The sequence below is a fragment of the Massilia sp. GER05 genome, assembly GCF_052056005.1.
Lineage (GTDB): Bacteria > Pseudomonadota > Gammaproteobacteria > Burkholderiales > Burkholderiaceae_D > Telluria > Telluria orientalis.
The window spans coordinates 7087505-7107351 of record NZ_CP178858.1 but is presented as its reverse complement, the minus strand read 5'-3'; the positions used below and the strand labels follow the sequence as shown (position 1 = coordinate 7107351).

The following is a 19847-nucleotide window of genomic DNA, read 5'->3' as shown; positions in this document are numbered from 1 at the left end:
CTATAATTCCGCTTCATCGACTTCCGAAAGCACCGTTCATGCTTTCCCCCGCCCTGTTCGAAGCCGTCTTCACTCATTCCCCGAGCGGGCATTACCTGCTGTCGCCCACGCCGGAGGCCACCATCCTCGCCGTCAACGACGCGTTTTTGAAAGCGTCGGGGCGCACGCGCGAGGAGCTGGTCGGCGTCAGCCTGTTCGAAGCCTTTCCGCGCAACCCCGACGACCCGGCCGACACCGGCGAAACGGTCTTGCGCCGTTCGCTCGCCCGCGTCGTGGCGACGGGCCAGCCGGACCGGCTGCCGGCCCAGCGCTACCCGATTCCCGTCGTCCTGCCGAACGGCGAGACGGGCTACGAGGAACGGTTCTGGACCGCTGTCAGCACGCCGGTCTTCGGCACGGACGGCGCCATCCTGTGCATCTCGCACACGACCAACGACGTGACCGAGCAGGTGCGTTCGGAAGCCGCACTCCGCGAGAGCGAAGCACGCTACCGGGCATTGACGAATGCGACGGCGGACGTCGTGTACCGCATGAGCCCCGACTGGAGCCAGCTGCGCCAGCTCGATGGCCGCGGGTTCCTGAAGGACACGGCCGACGCGAGCCGCTACTGGGTCGACGACTACATCCCGGCGGAAGACCAGGCGCGCGTTCACCAGGCGATCGCCGCGGCGACCCGCGCCAAGTCCACGTTCGAGCTGGAACACCGCGTGCGCCGCCTGAACGGCAGCGTGGGCTGGACGTATTCGCGCGCGGTGCCGATGCTCGACGCGCGCGGCGACATCGAGGAATGGATCGGCGCCGCCAGCGACATCACGGAACGCAAGCTGGCCGAGGAAAAGCTGAAGGAATCCGACCGCCGCAAGGACGAGTTCCTCGCGATGCTGGCGCACGAGCTCAGGAACCCGCTGGCGCCCATCGGCGCGGCCGCCGCGCTGCTGCAGCGCGCGCGGCTGGACGAAGGTCTCGTGCGCAAGACGAGCGAGATCATCGGCCGCCAGGTCGCCCACATGACGGAGCTGATCGACGACCTGCTGGACGTGTCGCGCGTCACCCGCGGGCAGGTCGAGCTGGACGAGGCAGCGCTGGACATGCGCGACATCGTGGCCGACGCGGTGGAGCAGGCGATGCCGCTCGTCCGTACCCGGCACCAGCAGCTGGACGTGGACGTCCCCGCGCAGTCCATGCCGGTGATGGGCGATGCGAAACGCCTCGTGCAGATCCTCGCCAACCTGCTCAACAACGCCGCCAAGTACACGCAGGAGGGCGGCCGGCTGCGGCTCGCGGCCAGGGTGCGGGGCAACGAGGTCGTGGTGGACGTCGTCGACAACGGCATCGGCATGGCACCGGAACTGGCGGCGCGCGCGTTCGACCTGTTCGCCCAGGCCGAGCGCACGTCGGACCGCGCCTCCGGTGGCCTGGGACTGGGCCTGGCGCTCGTGCGGAGCCTCGTCGAGCTGCACGGCGGCACCGTCTCGTGCGCGAGTGCGGGGCCGGGCCAGGGCAGCCGGTTCACCGTGACCCTGCCGCTCCTCGCGGCAGGCGCCGCGCCGGCCGCGCCGTGCGACGAGGCGCAGGCGGCGCAGGAACGCGGCCTGTCGATCATGGTCGTGGACGACAACGTCGACGCGGCCGAGACGCTCGGCCTGCTGCTGGAAGCGTCCGGACACCGCGTGAGCATCGAGCACGATCCGCTGCACGCGCTGGAGCGGTCGCGCACGGAGGCGCCGCAGGTATGCCTGCTCGACATCGGCCTGCCGGGCATGGATGGCTATGAACTGGCGCGGCAGCTGCGCGCGCAACCTTCCACCGCGCACGCGTTCCTCGTCGCCATCACCGGCTACGGCCAGGACAGCGACCGCCGGCTCGCCGCGGAGGCAGGTTTCGACAGGCACCTCGTCAAGCCGATCGATCTCGAGTCGCTGCGGGACGCGCTGGCCGGCGCGTCCCGCCCTACTTGAACAGGTCCTCGGCGCGGCGGTACAGGATCCACGACGTGGCCACGACCTTGTCGCCGCTCGTCGCGACGTGGCCCTTGTGCGTGTGGGTAAAGCCGGCCGGGGCGATGACCAGCCGGCCCTGGCGCGCCTCGACCTTGCGGCCCTGGTACAGGAATGCCGTCTCGCCGCCCTCCGCCACGTCGTTCAGGTAGAACTGGAACAGCAGCACGCGGTGCAGGGTTTCGCAGCTCGCGTTCTGCGGATAGATCTCGGAATGCCAGTGGTGGTAGCCGCCGCTGCCGCGCAGGTACTTCTGCAGGTTGATGGCGCCGAGACGGTACATCGCCTGGACCAGCGCATCGAGGTGCGGGCGGCCGCATTCGTCGAAGTTGTCCAGCGAGAGCGCCACCGGCTGGCCCGTGGCGGGATGCGCGACGGTCGGCGCGAGGGCGCCCAGCAGCAGGGCGCGGTAACGGTCCATGTACTCGACCAGGTGGCGCCGCACGGCCGTCGCCATCAGGTTGCACACGTCGTGCCATTCCTTGTGCTGGCTGATGGTGATGTCCCAGCTGTCCTTCTTTGCCACGTCCACGCCCATGCCCGTGCGGCCGCGCTGGTGCTTGTCGCTGGCCTCGAAGCGGTCGAGGATGTGGGCGCATTGCCCGGGCGTGAGGGCGCCGTCGTAGATGCCGATGAAATTGTCGCTCATGTGGTTTGCTCCGCAGGCACGTGGAGCGAGCGGGCCAGCAGGTGGCCGGCCAGCCAGCCGCCGATCAGCCCGCCGATGTGGGCCGCGTTGTCCGTGTGCGGATACAAAAAGCCTGCCGCCAGGTTGAACGCCAGGAACGGCAGCAGCGTGCCGCGCAGGTCGTTGACGACGGTGGGCGGGATGCCGCTGTTCTCGCGCCGCATGAACGCGAACAGGCCGCCGACGATGCCGAAGATGGCGCCGGACGCGCCCACGCTGTTCACGTGCGGATTCCACATCACGCTGGCGATGCCGCCGCACAGGCCGGCGACCAGGTACAGCGCGCTGAAGCGCAGGCTGCCGAACAGGCGCTCGACGAGCTGGCCCACCTGCCACAGCGCGATCATGTTGAATGCGAGGTGCAGCAGGCTGCCGTGCAGGAACAGCGACGTGAAGAGGCGCCACGGTTCGCCGTGCAGCGTCCTGTCGCCCAGGTTCGAGCCCCAGATGACGAGTTGGGCCGAGCGCAGGACCGCATCGTAGTTCGAATTCCAGCCCCAGCCCAGCATCGATCCCATCACGCCGCCGGGCAGGCTGCTGCGCACGAGCCACATGAGGAAGTAGATGCCGATGTTCAGCGCCAGCAAGGTCCAGATCACGGGCGTCGACGGACTCCAGTAATCGATCCGGTCGTGGAATTCCTCGCGCTCGGCGTGGGCGATGGCGAAGTCCTCGGTGCGACGTTGCGGCAGCAGGGCGGCGAGCTGCACCGCCGCCGCCGCGTCTTTCATGGCAAAGCCGATGACGAGATTCTCGCGCACGCCCAGCACGTGGAACATCACGTTTTCGCCGTCCGTCTGGACGTTGACGATGTCGACCATGCGCAGCCGGTGTTCCGCACGCTTGGCCAGGCGGAACGATCTGTGGATCTTGCCGCGCACGAGCACGAAGTCGGGTTCGACGACGACCCGGCCCTTGCCCCGGAAGTGGAACGAATTCGCGTGGAAGCGGACGTCGAAGGCTGCCGTCATCCGCACTCCGTCAGGTGCGCTTGCGTTCGTGCTGCCACAGCACGTCGCTGCCGCCCGCGTGGCGGTTCAGCACGCGCGCCAGCACGAACATCAGGTCCGACAGGCGGTTCACGTACTGGCGCGGCTGCGCGTTGATCGTTTCGAGCTTCGACAGCGTCACGATGGCGCGCTCGGCGCGGCGGCACACGGTGCGGCACACGTGCGCGAGCGACGCGGCGCGCGAGCCGGCCGGCAGGATGAATTCCTTCAGGACCGGCAGGTCGGCGTTGTACTTTTCCAGCAGCGCGTCCAGGCGCGCCACCTGCTCGTCCTTGATCAGCTGGTAGCCCGGGATGCACAGCTCGCCGCCCAGGTCGAACAGGTCGTGCTGGATCGTGACGAGTTCCTCGCGCAGCTCGCCCGGCATTTCCTCGCACAGCAGCAGGCCGACGAAGGAATTCAGCTCGTCGACGTCGCCCAGCGCCGCGATGCGCGCGCTGTCTTTACCGGTGCGGCTGCCGTCGCCGAGGCCGGTGCTGCCATCGTCGCCCGTGCGGGTCGCGATCTTCGAAAGTCGATTGCCCATCCTGATATCCTGCCCACGAAAAAAGATAGCCGGAGCATACGCCAAATCCTTGGGATTGTGCTTACAATCGTTCCATGATTCCCTCGATTCCAGTCGACCCCGGGCGGAGGCGGCAGGTGGCCGCCGCACTGCGTGCCGTCCTGCCCGCACGCGCCGTCCTCGCCGATGCCGAGGACACCCGTCCTTACGAATGCGACGGCCTGGCCGCCTACCGCCAGCTGCCGATGGTCGTGACGCTCCCCGACGACGAGGCGCAGGTGCTCGCGATCCTGAAGGTATGCCGCGACCTGGGCGTGCCCATCGTTCCGCGCGGCGCGGGCACGGGCCTGTCCGGCGGTGCGCAGCCGCTGGCGGACGGCGTCGTGATCTCGACGGCGCGGCTCAACCGCATCCTGCGCGTGGAGCCGTATGCGCGCACGGCCGTCGTGCAGCCGGGCGTACGCAATCTCGCCATCTCGGAAGCGGCCGCGCCGTTCGACCTGTACTACGCGCCGGACCCGTCGTCGCAGATCGCCTGCACCATCGGCGGCAACGTGGCCGAGAACTCTGGCGGCGTGCACTGCCTCAAATACGGCCTCACCGTGCACAACGTGCTGCGCGTGCGCGTCTGTACGATCGAAGGCGACGTCATCGAGCTCGGTGGCGCATCCCTCGACGCGCCCGGCCTCGACCTGCTGGCCGTGTTCATCGGCTCGGAAGGCATGCTGGGCATCGTCACCGAAGTGACCGTGAAACTCGTGCCGAAGCCGGCGCAGGCGCAGGTGATCATGGCGTCGTTCGACGACGTGGCGACGGGCGGCAACGCGGTCGCCAGCGTGATCGCGGCCGGCATCATCCCGGCCGGCCTGGAGATGATGGACCGGACGTCCTCGCGCATGGTCGAGCCGTTCGTGAAGGCGGGCTACGACCTGGACGCGGCGGCCATCCTCCTGTGCGAGGCCGACGGCACGGCGCTCGAAGTGGCGGAAGAAATCGCGCGCATGACGGAGGTGCTGCGCGAGGCCGGCGCCAGCGCGATCACGGTGTCGCAGACCGAGTCCGAGCGCCTGCGCTTCTGGTCCGGCCGCAAGAACGCGTTCCCGGCCGCCGGCCGCATCTCGCCCGACTACTACTGCATGGACGGGACGATCCCGCGCAAGCAGCTCGCGCACGTGCTGGCGCGCATCGAGGAGATGGAGACGACGTTCGGCCTGCGCTGCGCGAACGTCTTTCATGCGGGCGACGGCAACATGCATCCGCTGATCCTGTTCGACGCCAACCAGCCGGGCGAGCTCGATCGCGCGGAAGCCTTCGGCGCCGCCATCCTCGCGCTGTGCGTGGAAGTGGGCGGCACCATCACGGGCGAACACGGCGTCGGCGTCGAGAAGATCGATTCGATGTGCGTGCAGTTCGGCGCCAGGGAACTCGACGCATTCTTCACGGTGAAGCGCGCGTTCGATCCGGGCATGCTCCTCAATCCCAACAAGGCCATTCCAACACTCCACCGCTGCGCGGAACTGGGCCGCATGCGCGTCAGCGGCGGCGTGCTGCCGTTTTCCGATCTGCCGCGCTTCTGACCATGCAGAATCTCGTCGAACACTTTCAGGAACTTGTGCGCAACGGGCGCCCCTTGCGCATCCGCGGCGGCGGCACCAAGGACTGGTACGGGCAGCGGCTCGAAGGCGACGTCCTCGATACGCGCGATTACACCGGCATCGTCGACTACGAGCCGACGGAACTCGTGATCACGGCGCGCTGCGGCACGCCGCTGGCGGAGATCGAAGCGGCCCTTGCGGAGCGTGGGCAGATGCTGGCGTTCGAGCCGCCGCATTTCGGCGCGCACGCCACGCTGGGCGGCGCGATCGCGAGCGGTTTATCGGGACCGCGCCGCGCGAACAGCGGCGCCGTGCGCGACTTCGTCCTCGGCTGCAGGCTCCTGGACGGCAAGGGCGACGTGCTGTCGTTCGGCGGCCAGGTGATGAAGAACGTGGCCGGCTACGACGTGTCGCGCCTGCTGGCCGGGTCGCTCGGCACCCTGGGCCTGCTGCTGGAAGTCTCGATAAAAGTGCTGCCGCGCGCGCCGCGCGAAGCGACGCTCGTGTTCGAGGGCGTGAACGAGGTCGACGCGATCCGCAGCCTGAACGAATGGGCCGGTCAGCCGCTTCCGGTCTCCGCCAGCTGCTGGCACGACGGCATGCTGGCGCTGCGGCTGTCCGGCGCGAATGCCGCCGTCGACAATGCCATCCGCACGCTCGGCGGCGACGTGATGCCCGACTGCGCCCGCTTCTGGGCCAGCCTGCGCGAACAGCAGCATCCGTTCTTCGCGGGGGACATGCCGCTGTGGCGCCTGTCCGTGCCGTCGACGGTCGGCGCCATCGTGCCGGGCAGCCCGCAACTGATCGAGTGGGGCGGGGCGCAGCGCTGGCTGCGCGCGCCGGGTGACGCGGCGACGGCGGAACGCATCCGTGCGGTCGTGGCAGCGTGCGGCGGCCACGCGACCTTGTTCCGCGGAGGCGACGGGCGCGCAAGCGTGTTCCAGCCGCTGGCGCCGGCCATCGCCCGCATCCACGAGCGCCTGAAAGCCGGGTTCGACCCGGCCGGCATCTTCAATCCCGGCCGGATGTATTGAGAGACCATGCAAACGAATCTCGCCGATTTCATCAAGGGCACGCCCGAGGGCATCGAGGCCGACGCGATCCTGCGCGCCTGCGTGCACTGCGGCTTCTGCACCGCCACGTGTCCGACCTATCAGCTGCTGGGCGACGAGCTGGATGGCCCGCGCGGCCGCATCTACCTGATCAAGCAGGTGCTGGAAGGCGAGACGCCCACGCGCAAGACGCAGCTGCACCTCGACCGCTGCCTCACGTGCCGCAACTGCGAGACCACGTGCCCGTCCGGCGTGAAGTACGGGCGCCTCGTCGACATCGGCCGCAAGGTGGTCGAGGAACGCGTGGCGCGTCCGTTGGCGGACAGGGTGAAACGCGCGACGCTGAAGGAATTCCTGCCGCGTACCGGTCTGTTCAAGCCCGCGTTCAGGGCGGGGCAGATGGTGCGCCCGCTGCTGCCGTCCGCGTTGCAGGACAAGCTGCAGCCGGCGCGCGCGCCCGGCCGCTGGCCCGTGCGCGACCACGCGCGCAGGATGCTCGTGCTGGCGGGCTGCGTGCAGCCGGCGATGGCGCCGAACGTGAATGCCGCGACGGCGCGCGTGCTCGACGCGCTCGGCATCCAGCTCGTCGAAGCGCCGCGAGCCGGCTGCTGCGGCGCCGTGCGCTTCCACCTGAACGACCAGGACGGGGGACTGGCCGACATGCGCCGCAACGTCGACGCTTGGTGGCCGTACGTGGAGCAGGGCGGGGTCGAGGCCATCGTGATGACGGCATCCGGCTGCGGCGTGACGGTCAAGGACTACGGCCACCTGCTCGCGCACGATGCGGCGTATGCGGCAAAGGCGGCGCGCATCTCGGCGCTGACGAAGGACCTGTCCGAGATCATGTGCGACTTCGAGGGCGAGATCGCGCGGCTTCTTTCGGGCCGCATCCATGAGCGCGTCGCGTTCCACCCGCCGTGCACCCTACAGCACGGCCAGCAGATCCGCGGCAAGGTCGAGGGCGTGCTGCGCGCGGCCGGCGTCGATGTCGTGCTGTGCGCGGAAAGCCATCTGTGCTGCGGCTCGGCCGGCACGTATTCCGTGCTGCATCCCGAGCTTGCGCACGCCCTGCGCGACCGCAAGCTCGCCAACCTGGAAGCGACGGGCGCGCGGGAATACGTCTCGGCCAACGTCGGCTGCATCGCGCACCTGCAGTCCGGGACGGCGACGCCGGTGACGCACTGGATCGAGCTCGTGGACCGGGCGCTGTCGGGCGGGTGATTCGTCCTATAATGGTCTTGCCGTTGCGTTCATCCAGAGCGCATTCTTTCAGGACGTATCCGCATGGCCGAACCGCTTCCATCCTGCCGCACTTCACGCAAACCCGCGTACCGCGTCTCCACCGGGGTACCCGGGCTGGACGACATCCTCGGCGGCGGCCTGACCGGGGAGCGGGTGTACCTCGTCGAAGGCACTCCCGGCACGGGCAAGACGACCCTGGGCATGCAGTTCCTGCTCGACGGCGTTGCCAAGGGGGAAGCCGGGCTGTACATCACCCTGTCGGAAACGGCGGATGAGCTCGATGCCGTCGCGGAAAGCCATGGCTGGTCGCTGGACCAGCTGGCGATCTTCGAACTGGCCAGCGACGGGGCGCTCGATCCGGAGGCGCAGCAGTCGATCCTGCACCCGGCCGAGATCGAGCTGGGCGAAACGGCGCGGGGCGTGATGGAAGAAGTCGACCGCATCAATCCGGTGCGCGTCGTGTTCGACAGCCTGTCGGAAATGCGCCTGCTGGCGCAGAATCCACTGCGTTACCGGCGCCAGATCCTTGCACTCAAACAATTTTTTGCGTCGCGCGCGTGCACTGTGCTGATGCTGGACGACAAGACCAACCAGTCGGACCAGCACCTGCACAGCATCGCACATGGCGTCATCAGCCTGGAACAGATCGCGAAGGAGTTCGGCAAGGAACGCCGCCGCGTCAATATCATGAAGATGCGGGGCATCAAGTTCCGCGGCGGTTACCACGACTACATCCTCGACACGGGCGGCCTCCGGATCTTCCCCCGGCTCGTCGCGGCGGAACACTTCACGAAGTTCACGCCGGTGACGCGCTCCACGGGATCGGATGGACTCGACATGCTGCTGGGCGGCGGCCTCGTTGCCGGGACCAATACGCTGTTCGTCGGGCCGTCGGGCGTCGGCAAGACGACCGTCGTGGTCCGCTGCATGCTGGCGGCGCTGGAGCGGGGCGAGAAGGCCTCGTACTACCTGTTCGACGAAGGCATGGGGACGTTCTTCACGCGCGCGGCCACCCTCGGTCTGGACCTGGCGCCGCACCTGGAGTCCGGGCTGCTGACGGTGCGCCATGTCGATCCGGCCGAGCTGGCGCCGGGCCAGTTCGCCCAGATGCTGCGCGACGCGGTCGAAATCGACGGTGCCGCCTTCATCGCCATCGACAGCCTCAACGCCTACCTGCAGGCGATGCCCGGCGAGCAATTCCTGCTGCTGCAGATGCACGAGCTGCTCGCCTACCTGAACCAGCAGGGCGTGACGACGGCGCTGATCCTCGCCGAGCATGGCGTCGTCGGCGAGGGCGCCCGCGACGTCGACCTCAGCTACCTGAGCGATGCGGCGATCCTGCTGCGTTACTTCGAATCCGGCGGCAAGCTGCGCCGCGCGATCACCGTGTCCAAGAGCCGGACGGCGCACCATGCGCTGACCATCCACGAGCTCCAGCTCGGTCCTGACGGCGTCGACGTGGGTGCCGCGCTCGCAGGCTTCGAAGGCGTGTTGACGGGCTTGCCCACCTACCGCGGCTCGACGCCCATGATGGCCGCATCCGACGCCAATGCCTGATCATCGCGAACAGCGCGTCCTGGTCCTCGCCCCGCACGGGCGCGACGCCGACGTGATCGCCGGCGTCGTCGAGCGCGACGGCGTCGGGTGCGAAGTCGTTCCCGGTGCCGATGCGCTGGTCGACGCGATCGGGCAGGGCGCGGCGGCGGCCATCGTGGCGGAAGAGGCGCTGTCGGCGCGCACCCTGGCGCGCATCGCCGGGTGGCTCGCGCAACAGGAACCGTGGTCGGATTTTCCATTCGTCGTCCTGCTGGCCAAACGGTACGGCGCCGCGCCGGCGCAACTGAAGGCGACCTTCGCCGCCCTCGGCAACGTCCTCCTGCTCGAACGGCCGTTGAGCGCGGACACGCTGGCCACGGCGGCAGGGGCCGCGCTGCGCGCGCGCCGGCGCCAGTACGAGGCGCGCGAGGTGCTGGCGCAGCTCGAGTCGCTGAACGCGAACCTCGAGGCGCGCGTCGAGGAGCGCACGCGGGCGCTGGCGCAGGCCAACGACCGGCTCACGGCCGAAATCATGGAGCGCGAACGCGCGCAGCAGGCGATGGCGCAGGCGCAGAAACTCGAATTCCTCGGGCGCTTCACCGGCGGCGTCGCGCACGACTTCAACAACCTGCTGAACGTCATCCAGGGGAACATGGAGCTCATCGGCATGTTCTCGCGCGAAGAATCGACGCTGGCCCGCGCGAAGACGGCGCAGGCGGCGTGCCGGCGCGGCGCCAAGCTCACGGGCCAGCTGCTGACGTTCGCGCGCGACCAGTCGCTGGACCTGCGCCCGCTGCTGGTGCGGACACTGTTCGAGAGCGTCGAGGAGCTCGCGCGTCCGGTGCTGGGGGCGGGTGTCGAGCTCGTGCTGTCGGTCGACGACGACGTGGACAGCGTGCTGGCCGACGCGAGCCAGATGGAAATGGCCCTGCTCAACCTGATGATCAACGCGCGCGACGCCATGAGCGGACGGGGACGTATCCGCCTGCAGGCGTCGTGCGCGCAACCGCCCGCCGGGACGCTGGCGACGGGCGACTACGTCCGCGTCGCGGTGTCCGACAACGGCCCTGGCATGTCGCCGGAAGTGGCGGCGAAAGTCTTCGAGCCGTTCTTCACGACCAAGGCCGTGGGCAAGGGCACGGGTCTGGGCCTCAGCCAGGTGTATGGCATGGCCCAGCAATCGGGCGGCGCGGCGTTCGTGCACAGCGTCCCGGGCGAGGGCGCGACGATCGAGATCTGGATGCCCGCCGCGCATGACGCCCCGGCGGCGGAACGGCCCGTCGCGGTCGACCGCCGCAAGCTGGCCGGCCTGCGCGTGCTCGTCGTCGAGGACGACGAATCCGTGCGCGCGGGGATCGTCGATGCCCTGCTGGCCCTCGGCTGCAACGTGTCGCAGGCGGGCGACGGCGGGGAAGGGTTGGCGGCACTGGAGGGAGACCGGCCCGGCCTGCTGCTGACGGACTACCTGATGCCGGACATGACGGGCGTCGACCTGGCGGTGCGCGCCCGCGCGCTGTTCCCGAGCCTGCCCGTGCTGGTGGCGACGGGGTATGCGGACATGGGCGCGATCGAACACGCGATCGGCAGCGATGCCGTGCTGCGCAAGCCGTTCCAGCTCGCCGAGCTGGGCGCGGCCGTCGCCCGCGTGGCCAATCTTGGCTAGCGCAATCGGTGGTATAGTCCATCGACCACGCAGTTAATCTCCGATGCCTCTCGGTCGGCGCAAGACTTTCATAGCCCGACCCGACCAGGAGCCACCGATGATTCCCCAATCCCATGCCGTCCATCTCGGCCAGTTGGTGCGCGACCACCAGGCGGCGTTGTGCGCCGCGTGGCTGGAACGCGCCGGCGCGCCGTCCGTTCCTGCGCACTGCGAGCGCTTCCTGCAGGCCTTCGCCGAGGCGGTCGACGATCCGCAGGCCGGCAACATCGAAGGCCGCGCCTGGCGCGCCATGCGCGACACGCTCGACGACATCACGACGGCCCGGGCCGGGCGCGGCTCGACGGCGGCTGCGGCCGTGGCCTTCGTGTTCGCGGTCAAGCAGCCGCTGGCCGACCTGCTGCGGACGCACCACGCTGCCGCGCCCGCGGCGCTGCGGGCCGTCGACACGTGGGTGGACCAGATGGGCATGTATGCGCTCGACGCCTTCCAGCGCAGCCGCGAGCAGATCATCGCGCGCCAGCAACGGGAATTGCTGGAGCTGTCGACGCCGGTCATCAGCCTGTGGGAGGGCGTGCTGGCCTTGCCCCTGATCGGCACGCTCGACAGCGTCCGCGCGCAAGTCGTGATGGAAAGCCTGCTCGACCGGATCGCCGCGACCCACGTCCATACGGCCATCATCGACATCACGGGCGTCCCCACCGTGGACACGATGGTTGCGCAACACCTGATGAAGACCATCGCGGCGGCCCGCCTGATGGGCGCCGACTGCATCCTCAGCGGCATCCGGCCGCAGATCGCCCAGACCATCGTGCATCTCGGCGTGAACCTCGCCGGCGTCGTCACGAAAGCGACGCTGGCCGACGCGTTTCTGCACGCGACCGGGACGGCGGCCGACTGAAAAAGGCGGGCCGTGGTAGCATCGGCGCCCTGTTTCAGTGATCGATGGAGGACCCGGTGAGTTTCGTGTTTCGGCTGATATCCCAGGACGAGGATGCGGCGCCGTCCGTCGCCTTCCAGGACAGCATCAGTCCCGGCTACGTCCCGCTGTGGGAAGAGGTCGGCGTGTACGACGCCTTGTACAACAGCGACGGCCGCGAGGCCCGCGACATCTCGCGCGCGATCGCGTACGGCGTCGACCGCATCGCCGGCGACGAATCGCTGGGCCGCATGCTGCCGTCCTCGTGCCGCCAGGAGGAAGCGCTGCGTTTCCTGGAAAACGTGCACCGGGGCTGCACGATCCACGTGTCGGCGCGTGTCGAGACGCGCTGATTCCATGTCCCGCACCACCGTTACCCTGAGCGGCGAACAGGTCGGCCGCGCACGCATCGACGCCCTGCTGGCGGAAGACACGCTGCTCGTGCTCGAAGACTGCGACCTCGCCGGCGCGGACCTGTCGCGCCTGAACCTGCAGGATTGCGCATTCATCCGCTGTGCCGTATCCGAGACGTCGTTCTATGCCGCGAACCTGGCGCGCACGCGCTGGCAGCGCTGCCGCGGCGGCCATGCGGATTTTGAATCGGCCGACCTGGTCGATGCGAAGTTCGACGGCTGCGACTTGAACAACGCCGGATGGCGCCGCACGAAGCTGGCATCGGTGGCGTTCCGCGGCTGCAAGCTGACGGGCGCGCGCTTCGAGGAGGTGAGCCAACTGGGTCTCTCGTTCGAAGACTGCCTGCTGGTCGGCGCCGACCTGCGCCGGATGTCGTTCCGCAAGGCGGTGCTGCGCGGGCTGGATTTCGCCGATGCCGATCTGTCGGGCTGCGATTTCCGCGAGGCCGTGTTCGAAGAAGGCTGCAGCCTGCGCGAGGCCCACATCAAGGACACGCGCTTCGATGCGGCCGATCTGCGCGAGGCGGATCTGGGTGGCCTGAAGCTGTCGAATGCGAAGCAGTTTGCGGGCGCGACGATCTCCACGCGGCAGGCGGCGGAGCTGGTGCGGGGGCTGGGATTACACGTGGCTTAGCGCGGAAGCATAAGCGGACGTTGTCGCGGATCCGGCACCCATACCATCAACTCATTACAGGGCCTCAACCTTTCGCTCGCGTTTCCCGTAACTGACGGCGAAGCTTCACATTGTCTGCCACTGCGCACACGAACCCGACAGTCGCAAACACGGATAGGGCATCATTGCTGCCGAACTTCCAGAATGCCCATGAGGTCAGGGCCAGACCCAGCCCTGTAGCGAACAATAATAGCGAGTCTTTCATTTGAAGTTCTCGTAGAGCTTGTGGTACTTTCGCCCCGCTACGCTTGCGTCGTAGATGCCCGGATTGCGATGGAGAAGCGGCAACAGCCAATCCCGTTTCAAATTCCAGCGGGACGCCTCGAACAGCACGTCGCTCAACGACGTGCCACCCGCCAGCGTTCGGCCCGTTGCTACTGCCAAGCTGCCTATTGCCGCCCCTATGTAGTACGCTGCCTGAACTGCGGCCACAGTGGCAAGGCGTTCCAGGTTCGTTCCTGCACCGATCATCTCCAGAACGGTTACTTTGGTCCCGTACTTGTCGATATAGGCGAGCATGCCGGATATGCTGGCCTGCGCGGTTGCAACCGATCCATAGAGATTTTCGGGCGCAGGTAAATTGAGCGCATCCATGTTCTCTTTGAAATATTTGTAGAAGTCCGACATTGGATGGCTCCCGGTTGTGCCGCGCGCTATGCAACGACCTTATTGGCCGACAAGTCCCAGCCTCCCGCAGTCGACCCACCGGCACCGCCAGAGATTTTTTGTTGCGTGTACTTCCAGGTCATCTTGGCGAATTTCAATTGAAAGTGTTCCTGCATCCCACCTGTCGCCGTCAGTCCCGGCTTGATGGAACCGATTAACACATGTTCGAGGTTCATCTCGAAATACTTGACCCGCTCGCCGTTACTGTCGGCCCGGAAGAACTCGAACTTTGCTTTTGGGATAGTTTTCCCCATGGCGCAGTGTTGCAGCAGGAGCGGTGTAGAAAGGTCGGCCAGCTTGGCGACTACGACATCATCGAAATCGGCACGAGCCGATGTATGGCCGCCGCTGGTCGAGGTCACGGGGCTCCGTGGTTGATCTACACCGAAGTGCACATTCAAGCACTCGATCCAGTCTTTGTGGGCTGAGTCCTGGGACTCACCCTTGATGCCTTCGATATGAAGATAAGCGTCCACTGCCATGATGCCTCCGTTGTCGATTGAGCAAGTGATGCATTCTGGCTTGGCCTCCTATCAGCAACGTTGGTGATCGTCAGTACATCAAAGGGGAAAGATCAACAGCGCTGGCATGTCGCAGCTACAGCGGTGTAATACGGCCGTACGGGATTTATGAGGCGAGATCGCGATGGCCCGGCGATCATAAATAAACGTGCACCGCGGTTGCACGATCCGCGCGTCGGCGCGTGTCGAGACGCGCTGATCTCATGTCCCGCGCCATTGTCACCGCTGAGCGGCGCGGAGCTGTCGCGCCTGAACCTGCTCGCCTCCATGGCGTTCTGCGGTTGCGAGCTGACGGGCGCGCGCTTCGATGTCGCCGATCTGCGCGAGGCGGATCCGGGTGGCCTGAAGCTGTCGAATGCGAAGCAGTTTGCCGGCGCGACGATTTCGACGCGGCAGGCGGCGGAGCTGGTGCGGGGGCTGGGGTTGAACGTGGTTTAACCAGGACGACCGGTACGTCATTCAGACTATCACCGCCTTCGATGCAGCCTGATACCGCTGATAGTTTCCCACCACATCATCATACATTTCTGCAGTCTTCTTCAAATACGACGGATGGTTGGCGTTGATGAAGATCCGTCCGCCTGCCTCGTGCACGCGTGGGCCGACGCGTCGGATTGCGGGATAAACGTGTTGTTTGATCGCTCGATAGGTCCCACCGCACACGACGATCCGGGGATCGATCAACTCGATCTGTTCGCGCAGGAAGATGGCGTCGCGTGCGGCGGCGTGCTCCACAGCGTTGGTCGCTCTGGCACCTCCCGTTGTCTTTTTTAGGTTGATGAACGCGCATGCGAGTAGTGCAGTCTTCCTGTTCTTGTGCGCGTCCTCGAAGGTCGGAAAACTGGCGTCCGCGGCGTGGACAAGTCCATGTGCCCAACGCCCGACATTGTGGAAGGTGGGGCGATCCCATAGCTTGCTCGATGGATGGGTCGTGCACGCCTTATGAATCAGCGCTGCGATGTTGCCGCGGTAGCCGTTGGTTTCTCGGAGTACGAAAAGAATCTGCGTGCCGGCCTGGAGCCACCGGGCCGGATCGACGATACCGTCCTCGACGAAGTGGTCCTGAAAATCCGGACTGCTGGCGCGCCATCTCGAAAAAAGGTCTCTTGCTGCGGAGGGATAGTCTCTGGTCATGGAAAGGGGCGGCAGTTCAGTGCACGAATCCGATCGAGCCGCACGGTCGGGCCGCCACGCAGCCGCAGATATTCGACGCCGGTGTCGGCGTAGACATCCTCGATCACGCCCGCCAGGTTGTCGAGCGGGCCACTTGGACGCTCCACGTCCAGCGTGCACGGGCGGCGCAAGGTGGCCAGCGCCAGGAGTTCGTCATGGCGCTCGCAATTGATCGGGATGTAGGGCTGGTCCATGCCTTATTCTAGCGCGTTGCCAGTCCGGTGATGACGTGCTGCAGCGGCGTGGTCCCCGCCCATTCGACGGCGTCGGGATCGCTCCTGATGTCGATATGCGGGCCATTGAGGCCCCGCGTCATTTCCGTGAAACCGGCGAGTGCTGCCGGCGAAAAGCCCGCATCCGCCAGCGCGTCCGGCCACTGAGCGTCCGGCAGGACCGCCACGTCGACCGGCTTCCCGAGCGTGGCCGCAACGCTGGCGGCGACGTCGATCGGGGCGTAGTCCGCGGGCCCCGCGAGCGTGACGATGCGGTGCCCCGTCCATGCTTCCTGCAGCAAGGCGGCCGCAGCGTTGCCGACGTCCGCGGTGGCCACCATCGGGATGGCGCGCTGCGGCGGTGCCAGGAACGTCGGCAGGGTGCCGCTGCGCACGGCCTGGCCGACCATGGGCATCCAGTTTTCCATGAAATAGGCCGCGCGCAGGAAGGCGGCCGGCACGCCGGATTCGCCCAGGCGCTGCTCGAACATCCGGTTCATGCCGATCCAGCCCGTGCCGTTCTCGCGGTCGGCGCCCACCGAGGACAGGGCCACGAGCCTGGGCACGCGCGCCGCCGCCGCCGCGCGCGCCGTGGTGGCGGCAATCAGGTCGGCGTGCTCGAACAGGTCGTCGCGGCCGTATTGTTGAGGACTGACGACGTAGGCGCCGCGGACGCCACTGAGCGCCCTGGTCAGCGAGACCAGATCCGTCAGGTCGGCGATCGCGACCTCCGCACCGCGTTCAGCCCAGTGGCGACCCTGGGCCGGGTCGCGCACGACGACGCGGACAAACTGGCCGGCGCGCAACAGCGCATCGGCTGCGGCGGCACCGGTGCGGCCGGTCACGCCGGACACGGCGTAAGGAAGAGAGGGGGCAGCAGTCATGGAAATCTCCTGTGAAGTTGAACCGGAAGCGTGCATGATTGCGGGACATGCATCAATGACATGAAAGGCATAGTGAAAATGCGCCAAGTGGATTTGTCCGGGGCCGACCTCAACCTGTTGAAACTGTTCGAAGCACTCGTCCGGGAGCGCAGCGTCACCCGGGCGGGCCTCCGCCTGGGCCTGAGCCAACCGGCCGCCAGCCGCGCACTGGGACGACTGCGTACGATGCTGGGCGATCGCCTCGTCGTCCGCGGCGCGTCCGGTCTCGAATTGACGCCGCGCGGCGAAGCCCTGGCAGGCCGGGTGACCCGGTTGCTGGACGACGCCCGGGGCATCGTCGCGCCTGCCGTCTTCGATCCGGCCGCCGCAACGGGGCGGATCACGATTGCCGCGCACGATCACCTGAGCCTGGTGGTCCTGGGTGAATTGATCGCCCGTTTTGAACGACAGGCGCCCGGATTGAGTCTGCATATCGCACAACCTGCCGGGGACAATGTGCGGCTCGTCGAGCAGGGGATGGCGGATCTGGCCCTGGGCACGTTCGAGAGCCTGCCGGGCAGTCTTTATCGACGCGGGCTGTACACCGACCGCTTCGTATGCGTAGTGCGGTCCGGCCACCCCGGCGTGGCGCGGGAACTCGGCCTGGAACAGTATGTGGCGCTGCGCCACGTGACCGTGACCATTTCCGGGCTGGGTGAAAGTGCGGTCGACGCCGCGCTCTCGGCACTGGGCCTCACGCGCCGCGTCGCGCTGCGCGTCCCCCATTTCATCGCCGGTGCGCTGCTGGTGGCGGACAGCGACATGATCCTCACGCTGCCGGGCCGCCTCGCGCGCCGGCTGGCGGACAAGCTCCCGATTGCGCTCCTGGATGTGCCGCTGGAGGTCGCCCCTTTTTCGCCGGCCATGATCTGGCATGAGCGCTGCCACGGCGACCCCGCCCATGTTTGGGTCAGGCAACAACTTGCGGACATCGCGGCGGCATTCGTGTAGTAATATTACACTTCCATCATCCTGCCGGATCGCTGCGCCGCCCGGCCTTTTGGGAGTGTAAAGATGCGTCTCCGTCTGCTCGCGCTTGCCGCGATGTTTACAAGCTACATGGCGGCCCCGACCACCTGGGCGCAAACCGTCGTGGCCACGGCCAGCTCGCCGGGCGGCGTGCTGACCGTCGACGTCCAGCTCGACGACATGGGCAAGCTGGCCTACGACATCAAGCGCAAGGGCAAGGAGATCATCGCCCCGTCGCATCTCGGCTTCAACCTCGCCAATGCGCCCAAGATGGACGACGGTTTCACGGTGAAGGACAAGCGCGTCAGCGAGCATGACGACACATGGGAACAGCCGTGGGGCGAGCGCCGCTACGTGCGCAACCATTACCGCGAGCTGCGCGTCGACGTCGAGCAGACGAACCGCTCGAACCGCCGGCTCGCCATCGTCTTCCGCATCTACGACGACGGCATCGGTTTCCGCTACGAATTCCCCGACCAGCCGCAGCTGCGCGACGTCGCCATCACGGACGAGCTGACGGAATTCGTCGTCGCCCGGCCCGCGACGGCGTGGTGGATCCCGGCCGGCGAGTTGTCGGGCCTCGAGCAGATCGTCGAGAAGGCGCCCCTGGCCGAGATCGGCACGGCCAACACGCCGCTGACGCTGCGCCTGGACGACGGCACGCACATCGCCCTCCACGAAGCGGCGCTGGTCGACTACGCGACGATGTGGGTGCGCAAGGTCGCGGGCCAGAAGCTGCGCGCGCAGCTGGCGCCGTCCACGACCGGGGCGGCCGTCGTGCGCCATGGCGCGTTCACGACGCCGTGGCGCACCCTGCGCATCGCGGACGATGCGCCCGGCCTGTACATGTCGGACCTCGAGCTGAACCTGAACGAGCCGAACAAGCTGGGCGACGTGTCGTGGGTCCACCCGTCGAAATTCGTCGGCGTGTGGTGGGAAATGCACCTGAACAAAGGAACGTGGAACGCGGGGCCGAAGCATGCCGCGAACACGGCCAACGTCAAGCGCTACATCGACTTCGCCGCCGCCAACGGCTTTCGCGGCGTGCTGGTGGAGGGCTGGAACCGCGGCTGGGAAAGCGACTGGGGCCACGGCGGCGCGGACTTCAGTTTTACGCAGCCTTATCCCGACTTCGACCTGCCAGCGCTCGCCGCGTACGCGAAGCAGAAGGGCGTGCGCCTGATCGGCCACCACGAGACGGGCGGCAACGTCGCGGCCTACGAAAAGCAGATGGATGCGGCCTATAAACTGTACGCGAAGCTGGGCGTGGACAGCGTCAAGTCGGGCTATGTGCACGAAGCGGGCACGATGCAGTTCCCCGGCCCGGACGGCAAGGTCCACTACGGGAACTACGATTCGCAGGAAGGCGTGCGGCATTTCGTGAAGGCCGTGACGGAGGCGGCGCGCTACCGCGTCGCCATCGACACGCACGAACCCGTGAAGGACACGGGCCTGCGCCGCACGTACCCGAACTGGCTCGCGCGCGAGGGCGCACGGGGCGTCGAGTACAACGCGTGGGGCGAGCCGCCGAACGCCGCCGACCATGAAGCGAAGCTCGTGTTCACGCGCATGCTGAGCGGCCCGATGGATTACACGCCGGGCGTATTGAGCCTCGTCGGCGCGGGCGGCAAGACGTTCAATTCGACGCAGGCCAAGCAGCTCGCCAACTACGTCGTCATCTATTCGCCGCTCGCGATGGCGGCCGACCTGCCGGAGAACTACGCGAAGTATCCGGCCGCCTTCAAGTTCATCCGCGACGTGCCGACCGACTGGGCCGACACGCGCGTGCTGAACGGCGCCGTCGGCGAGTACGCGACCATCGCGCGCAAGGACCGCCGTTCGGACGCCTGGTACGTGGGCGCCGTCACGGACGGCATGGCGCGCACGGTGGCCGTGCCGCTGGCCTTCCTCGACCCGGGCAGGCAGTACGTGGCCGAGATCTACCGCGACGGCGAGCAGGCCGATTACCGCAACGAGCACCGGTTCGATCTCGTGACGGAGACGAAGACCGTGGCGGCGAAGGATGTACTCGACGTGCGGCTGGCGCCGGGCGGCGGGCTGGCGGTGCGGATCGTGCCGAAGCAGTGATTTTT

General features: G+C 67.4%; 20 protein-coding genes. 12 read left to right on the top strand and 8 right to left on the bottom strand.

Annotated features, from left to right (window positions below; genetic code table 11):
- Positions 1-38 precede the first annotated feature (38 nt).
- On the top strand, positions 39-1958 hold the full coding sequence (locus ACL58G_RS31380; protein ID WP_413386761.1) for a PAS domain-containing hybrid sensor histidine kinase/response regulator: 1920 nt from the start codon (positions 39-41) through the stop codon (positions 1956-1958).
- Here ACL58G_RS31380 and ACL58G_RS31375 read toward each other — a convergent pair.
- The 3 genes from ACL58G_RS31375 to ACL58G_RS31365 are packed head-to-tail and all read right to left on the bottom strand — an operon-like array spanning position 1951 to position 4221.
- The gene (locus ACL58G_RS31375; RefSeq protein WP_413386763.1) at positions 1951-2646 is read right to left on the bottom strand and encodes a 2OG-Fe(II) oxygenase; all 696 of its coding nucleotides are present in this window, start codon (positions 2644-2646) and stop codon (positions 1951-1953) included. The two genes, ACL58G_RS31380 and ACL58G_RS31375, sit on opposite strands and share 8 nt — an antisense overlap.
- Positions 2643-3656: a rhomboid family intramembrane serine protease gene (locus tag ACL58G_RS31370; protein WP_440964450.1), complete on the bottom strand. Its 1014-nt coding sequence runs from the start codon at positions 3654-3656 to the stop codon at positions 2643-2645. Before ACL58G_RS31370 ends, ACL58G_RS31375 begins: the two co-directional genes overlap by 4 nt.
- A 10-nt stretch (positions 3657-3666) precedes the next feature.
- The gene (locus tag ACL58G_RS31365; RefSeq protein ID WP_413339609.1) at positions 3667-4221 is read right to left on the bottom strand and encodes a cob(I)yrinic acid a,c-diamide adenosyltransferase; all 555 of its coding nucleotides are present in this window, start codon (positions 4219-4221) and stop codon (positions 3667-3669) included.
- Positions 4222-4295: 74 nt separating this feature from the next.
- Between ACL58G_RS31365 and ACL58G_RS31360 the strand changes: the two genes are divergently transcribed.
- The 8 genes from ACL58G_RS31360 to ACL58G_RS31325 all read left to right on the top strand — a co-directional run bounded on the left by ACL58G_RS31360 (position 4296) and on the right by ACL58G_RS31325 (position 13251).
- Positions 4296-5777, top strand: a complete 1482-nt coding sequence (locus ACL58G_RS31360) for an FAD-linked oxidase C-terminal domain-containing protein (protein ID WP_440964448.1) — start codon at positions 4296-4298, stop codon at positions 5775-5777.
- 2 nt (positions 5778-5779) lie between these two features.
- Positions 5780-6829, top strand: a complete 1050-nt coding sequence (gene glcE, locus ACL58G_RS31355) for a glycolate oxidase subunit GlcE (RefSeq protein WP_440964446.1) — start codon at positions 5780-5782, stop codon at positions 6827-6829.
- Positions 6830-6835: 6 nt separating this feature from the next.
- Positions 6836-8068 carry a glycolate oxidase subunit GlcF gene (gene glcF, locus ACL58G_RS31350; RefSeq protein WP_440964444.1) on the top strand — a complete coding sequence of 411 codons (1233 nt, stop codon included), beginning with the start codon at positions 6836-6838 and terminating at the stop codon, positions 8066-8068.
- A 63-nt stretch (positions 8069-8131) separates the two neighbouring features.
- Positions 8132-9646, top strand: a complete 1515-nt coding sequence (locus tag ACL58G_RS31345) for an ATPase domain-containing protein (RefSeq protein ID WP_440964442.1) — start codon at positions 8132-8134, stop codon at positions 9644-9646.
- The gene (locus ACL58G_RS31340) at positions 9639-11288 is read left to right on the top strand and encodes an ATP-binding protein (protein ID WP_440964440.1); all 1650 of its coding nucleotides are present in this window, start codon (positions 9639-9641) and stop codon (positions 11286-11288) included. Before ACL58G_RS31345 ends, ACL58G_RS31340 begins: the two co-directional genes overlap by 8 nt.
- Positions 11289-11385: 97 nt before the next feature.
- Positions 11386-12186, top strand: a complete 801-nt coding sequence (locus ACL58G_RS31335; protein WP_440964438.1) for an STAS domain-containing protein — start codon at positions 11386-11388, stop codon at positions 12184-12186.
- Between the two features lie 56 nt (positions 12187-12242).
- Complete coding sequence (locus ACL58G_RS31330) at positions 12243-12557, top strand: hypothetical protein (protein WP_413337102.1); 315 nt, start codon at positions 12243-12245, stop codon at positions 12555-12557.
- A 4-nt stretch (positions 12558-12561) separates the two neighbouring features.
- Complete coding sequence (locus ACL58G_RS31325; RefSeq protein ID WP_440964436.1) at positions 12562-13251, top strand: pentapeptide repeat-containing protein; 690 nt, start codon at positions 12562-12564, stop codon at positions 13249-13251.
- Between the two features lie 240 nt (positions 13252-13491).
- Here ACL58G_RS31325 and ACL58G_RS31320 read toward each other — a convergent pair whose 3' ends face one another.
- Complete coding sequence (locus ACL58G_RS31320) at positions 13492-13917, bottom strand: hypothetical protein (RefSeq protein WP_413337104.1); 426 nt, start codon at positions 13915-13917, stop codon at positions 13492-13494.
- Positions 13918-13943: 26 nt separating this feature from the next.
- The gene (locus ACL58G_RS31315; RefSeq protein WP_413337105.1) at positions 13944-14438 is read right to left on the bottom strand and encodes an Hcp family type VI secretion system effector; all 495 of its coding nucleotides are present in this window, start codon (positions 14436-14438) and stop codon (positions 13944-13946) included.
- Positions 14439-14636: 198 nt separating this feature from the next.
- Between ACL58G_RS31315 and ACL58G_RS31310 the strand changes: the two genes are divergently transcribed.
- On the top strand, positions 14637-14915 hold the full coding sequence (locus tag ACL58G_RS31310) for a hypothetical protein (RefSeq protein ID WP_440964434.1): 279 nt from the start codon (positions 14637-14639) through the stop codon (positions 14913-14915).
- Positions 14916-14936: 21 nt separating this feature from the next.
- Here the strand turns inward: ACL58G_RS31310 and ACL58G_RS31305 are convergent, their stop codons facing one another.
- From ACL58G_RS31305 to ACL58G_RS31295, 3 genes are read right to left on the bottom strand one after another with little or no spacing between them, the layout of a single operon-like run.
- Positions 14937-15611, bottom strand: a complete 675-nt coding sequence (locus ACL58G_RS31305; protein ID WP_440964432.1) for a hypothetical protein — start codon at positions 15609-15611, stop codon at positions 14937-14939.
- Positions 15608-15844, bottom strand: coding sequence for a hypothetical protein (locus ACL58G_RS31300; RefSeq protein WP_440964430.1), 237 nt, complete (start codon positions 15842-15844; stop codon positions 15608-15610). Before ACL58G_RS31300 ends, ACL58G_RS31305 begins: the two co-directional genes overlap by 4 nt.
- 8 nt (positions 15845-15852) lie before the next feature.
- Positions 15853-16746 carry an NmrA family NAD(P)-binding protein gene (locus tag ACL58G_RS31295; RefSeq protein ID WP_440964428.1) on the bottom strand — a complete coding sequence of 298 codons (894 nt, stop codon included), beginning with the start codon at positions 16744-16746 and terminating at the stop codon, positions 15853-15855.
- 60 nt (positions 16747-16806) lie between these two features.
- Here ACL58G_RS31295 and ACL58G_RS31290 point away from each other — a divergent pair, with 60 nt between their 5' ends.
- Together ACL58G_RS31290 and ACL58G_RS31285 are read left to right on the top strand one after the other, a co-directional pair.
- On the top strand, positions 16807-17736 hold the full coding sequence (locus tag ACL58G_RS31290) for a LysR family transcriptional regulator (protein WP_440964426.1): 930 nt from the start codon (positions 16807-16809) through the stop codon (positions 17734-17736).
- Between the two features lie 63 nt (positions 17737-17799).
- Positions 17800-19842: a glycoside hydrolase family 97 protein gene (locus ACL58G_RS31285; RefSeq protein WP_440964424.1), complete on the top strand. Its 2043-nt coding sequence runs from the start codon at positions 17800-17802 to the stop codon at positions 19840-19842.
- Positions 19843-19847: the final 5 nt, after the last annotated feature.

What these genes read in the sequence shown, in the direction of transcription:
- ACL58G_RS31380 (WP_413386761.1), top strand. Translation starts at nt 39, where the DNA reads ATGCTTTCCCCCGCCCTGTTCGAAGCCGTCTTCACTCATTCCCCGAGC.
- ACL58G_RS31375 (WP_413386763.1), bottom strand. Translation starts at nt 2,646, where the DNA reads ATGAGCGACAATTTCATCGGCATCTACGACGGCGCCCTCACGCCCGGG.
- ACL58G_RS31370 (WP_440964450.1), bottom strand. Translation starts at nt 3,656, where the DNA reads ATGACGGCAGCCTTCGACGTCCGCTTCCACGCGAATTCGTTCCACTTC.
- ACL58G_RS31365 (WP_413339609.1), bottom strand. Translation starts at nt 4,221, where the DNA reads ATGGGCAATCGACTTTCGAAGATCGCGACCCGCACGGGCGACGATGGC.
- ACL58G_RS31360 (WP_440964448.1), top strand. Translation starts at nt 4,296, where the DNA reads ATGATTCCCTCGATTCCAGTCGACCCCGGGCGGAGGCGGCAGGTGGCC.
- glcE (WP_440964446.1), top strand. Translation starts at nt 5,780, where the DNA reads ATGCAGAATCTCGTCGAACACTTTCAGGAACTTGTGCGCAACGGGCGC.
- glcF (WP_440964444.1), top strand. Translation starts at nt 6,836, where the DNA reads ATGCAAACGAATCTCGCCGATTTCATCAAGGGCACGCCCGAGGGCATC.
- ACL58G_RS31345 (WP_440964442.1), top strand. Translation starts at nt 8,132, where the DNA reads ATGGCCGAACCGCTTCCATCCTGCCGCACTTCACGCAAACCCGCGTAC.
- ACL58G_RS31340 (WP_440964440.1), top strand. Translation starts at nt 9,639, where the DNA reads ATGCCTGATCATCGCGAACAGCGCGTCCTGGTCCTCGCCCCGCACGGG.
- ACL58G_RS31335 (WP_440964438.1), top strand. Translation starts at nt 11,386, where the DNA reads ATGATTCCCCAATCCCATGCCGTCCATCTCGGCCAGTTGGTGCGCGAC.
- ACL58G_RS31325 (WP_440964436.1), top strand. Translation starts at nt 12,562, where the DNA reads ATGTCCCGCACCACCGTTACCCTGAGCGGCGAACAGGTCGGCCGCGCA.
- ACL58G_RS31320 (WP_413337104.1), bottom strand. Translation starts at nt 13,917, where the DNA reads ATGTCGGACTTCTACAAATATTTCAAAGAGAACATGGATGCGCTCAAT.
- ACL58G_RS31315 (WP_413337105.1), bottom strand. Translation starts at nt 14,438, where the DNA reads ATGGCAGTGGACGCTTATCTTCATATCGAAGGCATCAAGGGTGAGTCC.
- ACL58G_RS31305 (WP_440964432.1), bottom strand. Translation starts at nt 15,611, where the DNA reads ATGACCAGAGACTATCCCTCCGCAGCAAGAGACCTTTTTTCGAGATGG.
- ACL58G_RS31300 (WP_440964430.1), bottom strand. Translation starts at nt 15,844, where the DNA reads ATGGACCAGCCCTACATCCCGATCAATTGCGAGCGCCATGACGAACTC.
- ACL58G_RS31295 (WP_440964428.1), bottom strand. Translation starts at nt 16,746, where the DNA reads ATGACTGCTGCCCCCTCTCTTCCTTACGCCGTGTCCGGCGTGACCGGC.
- ACL58G_RS31290 (WP_440964426.1), top strand. Translation starts at nt 16,807, where the DNA reads ATGAAAGGCATAGTGAAAATGCGCCAAGTGGATTTGTCCGGGGCCGAC.
- ACL58G_RS31285 (WP_440964424.1), top strand. Translation starts at nt 17,800, where the DNA reads ATGCGTCTCCGTCTGCTCGCGCTTGCCGCGATGTTTACAAGCTACATG.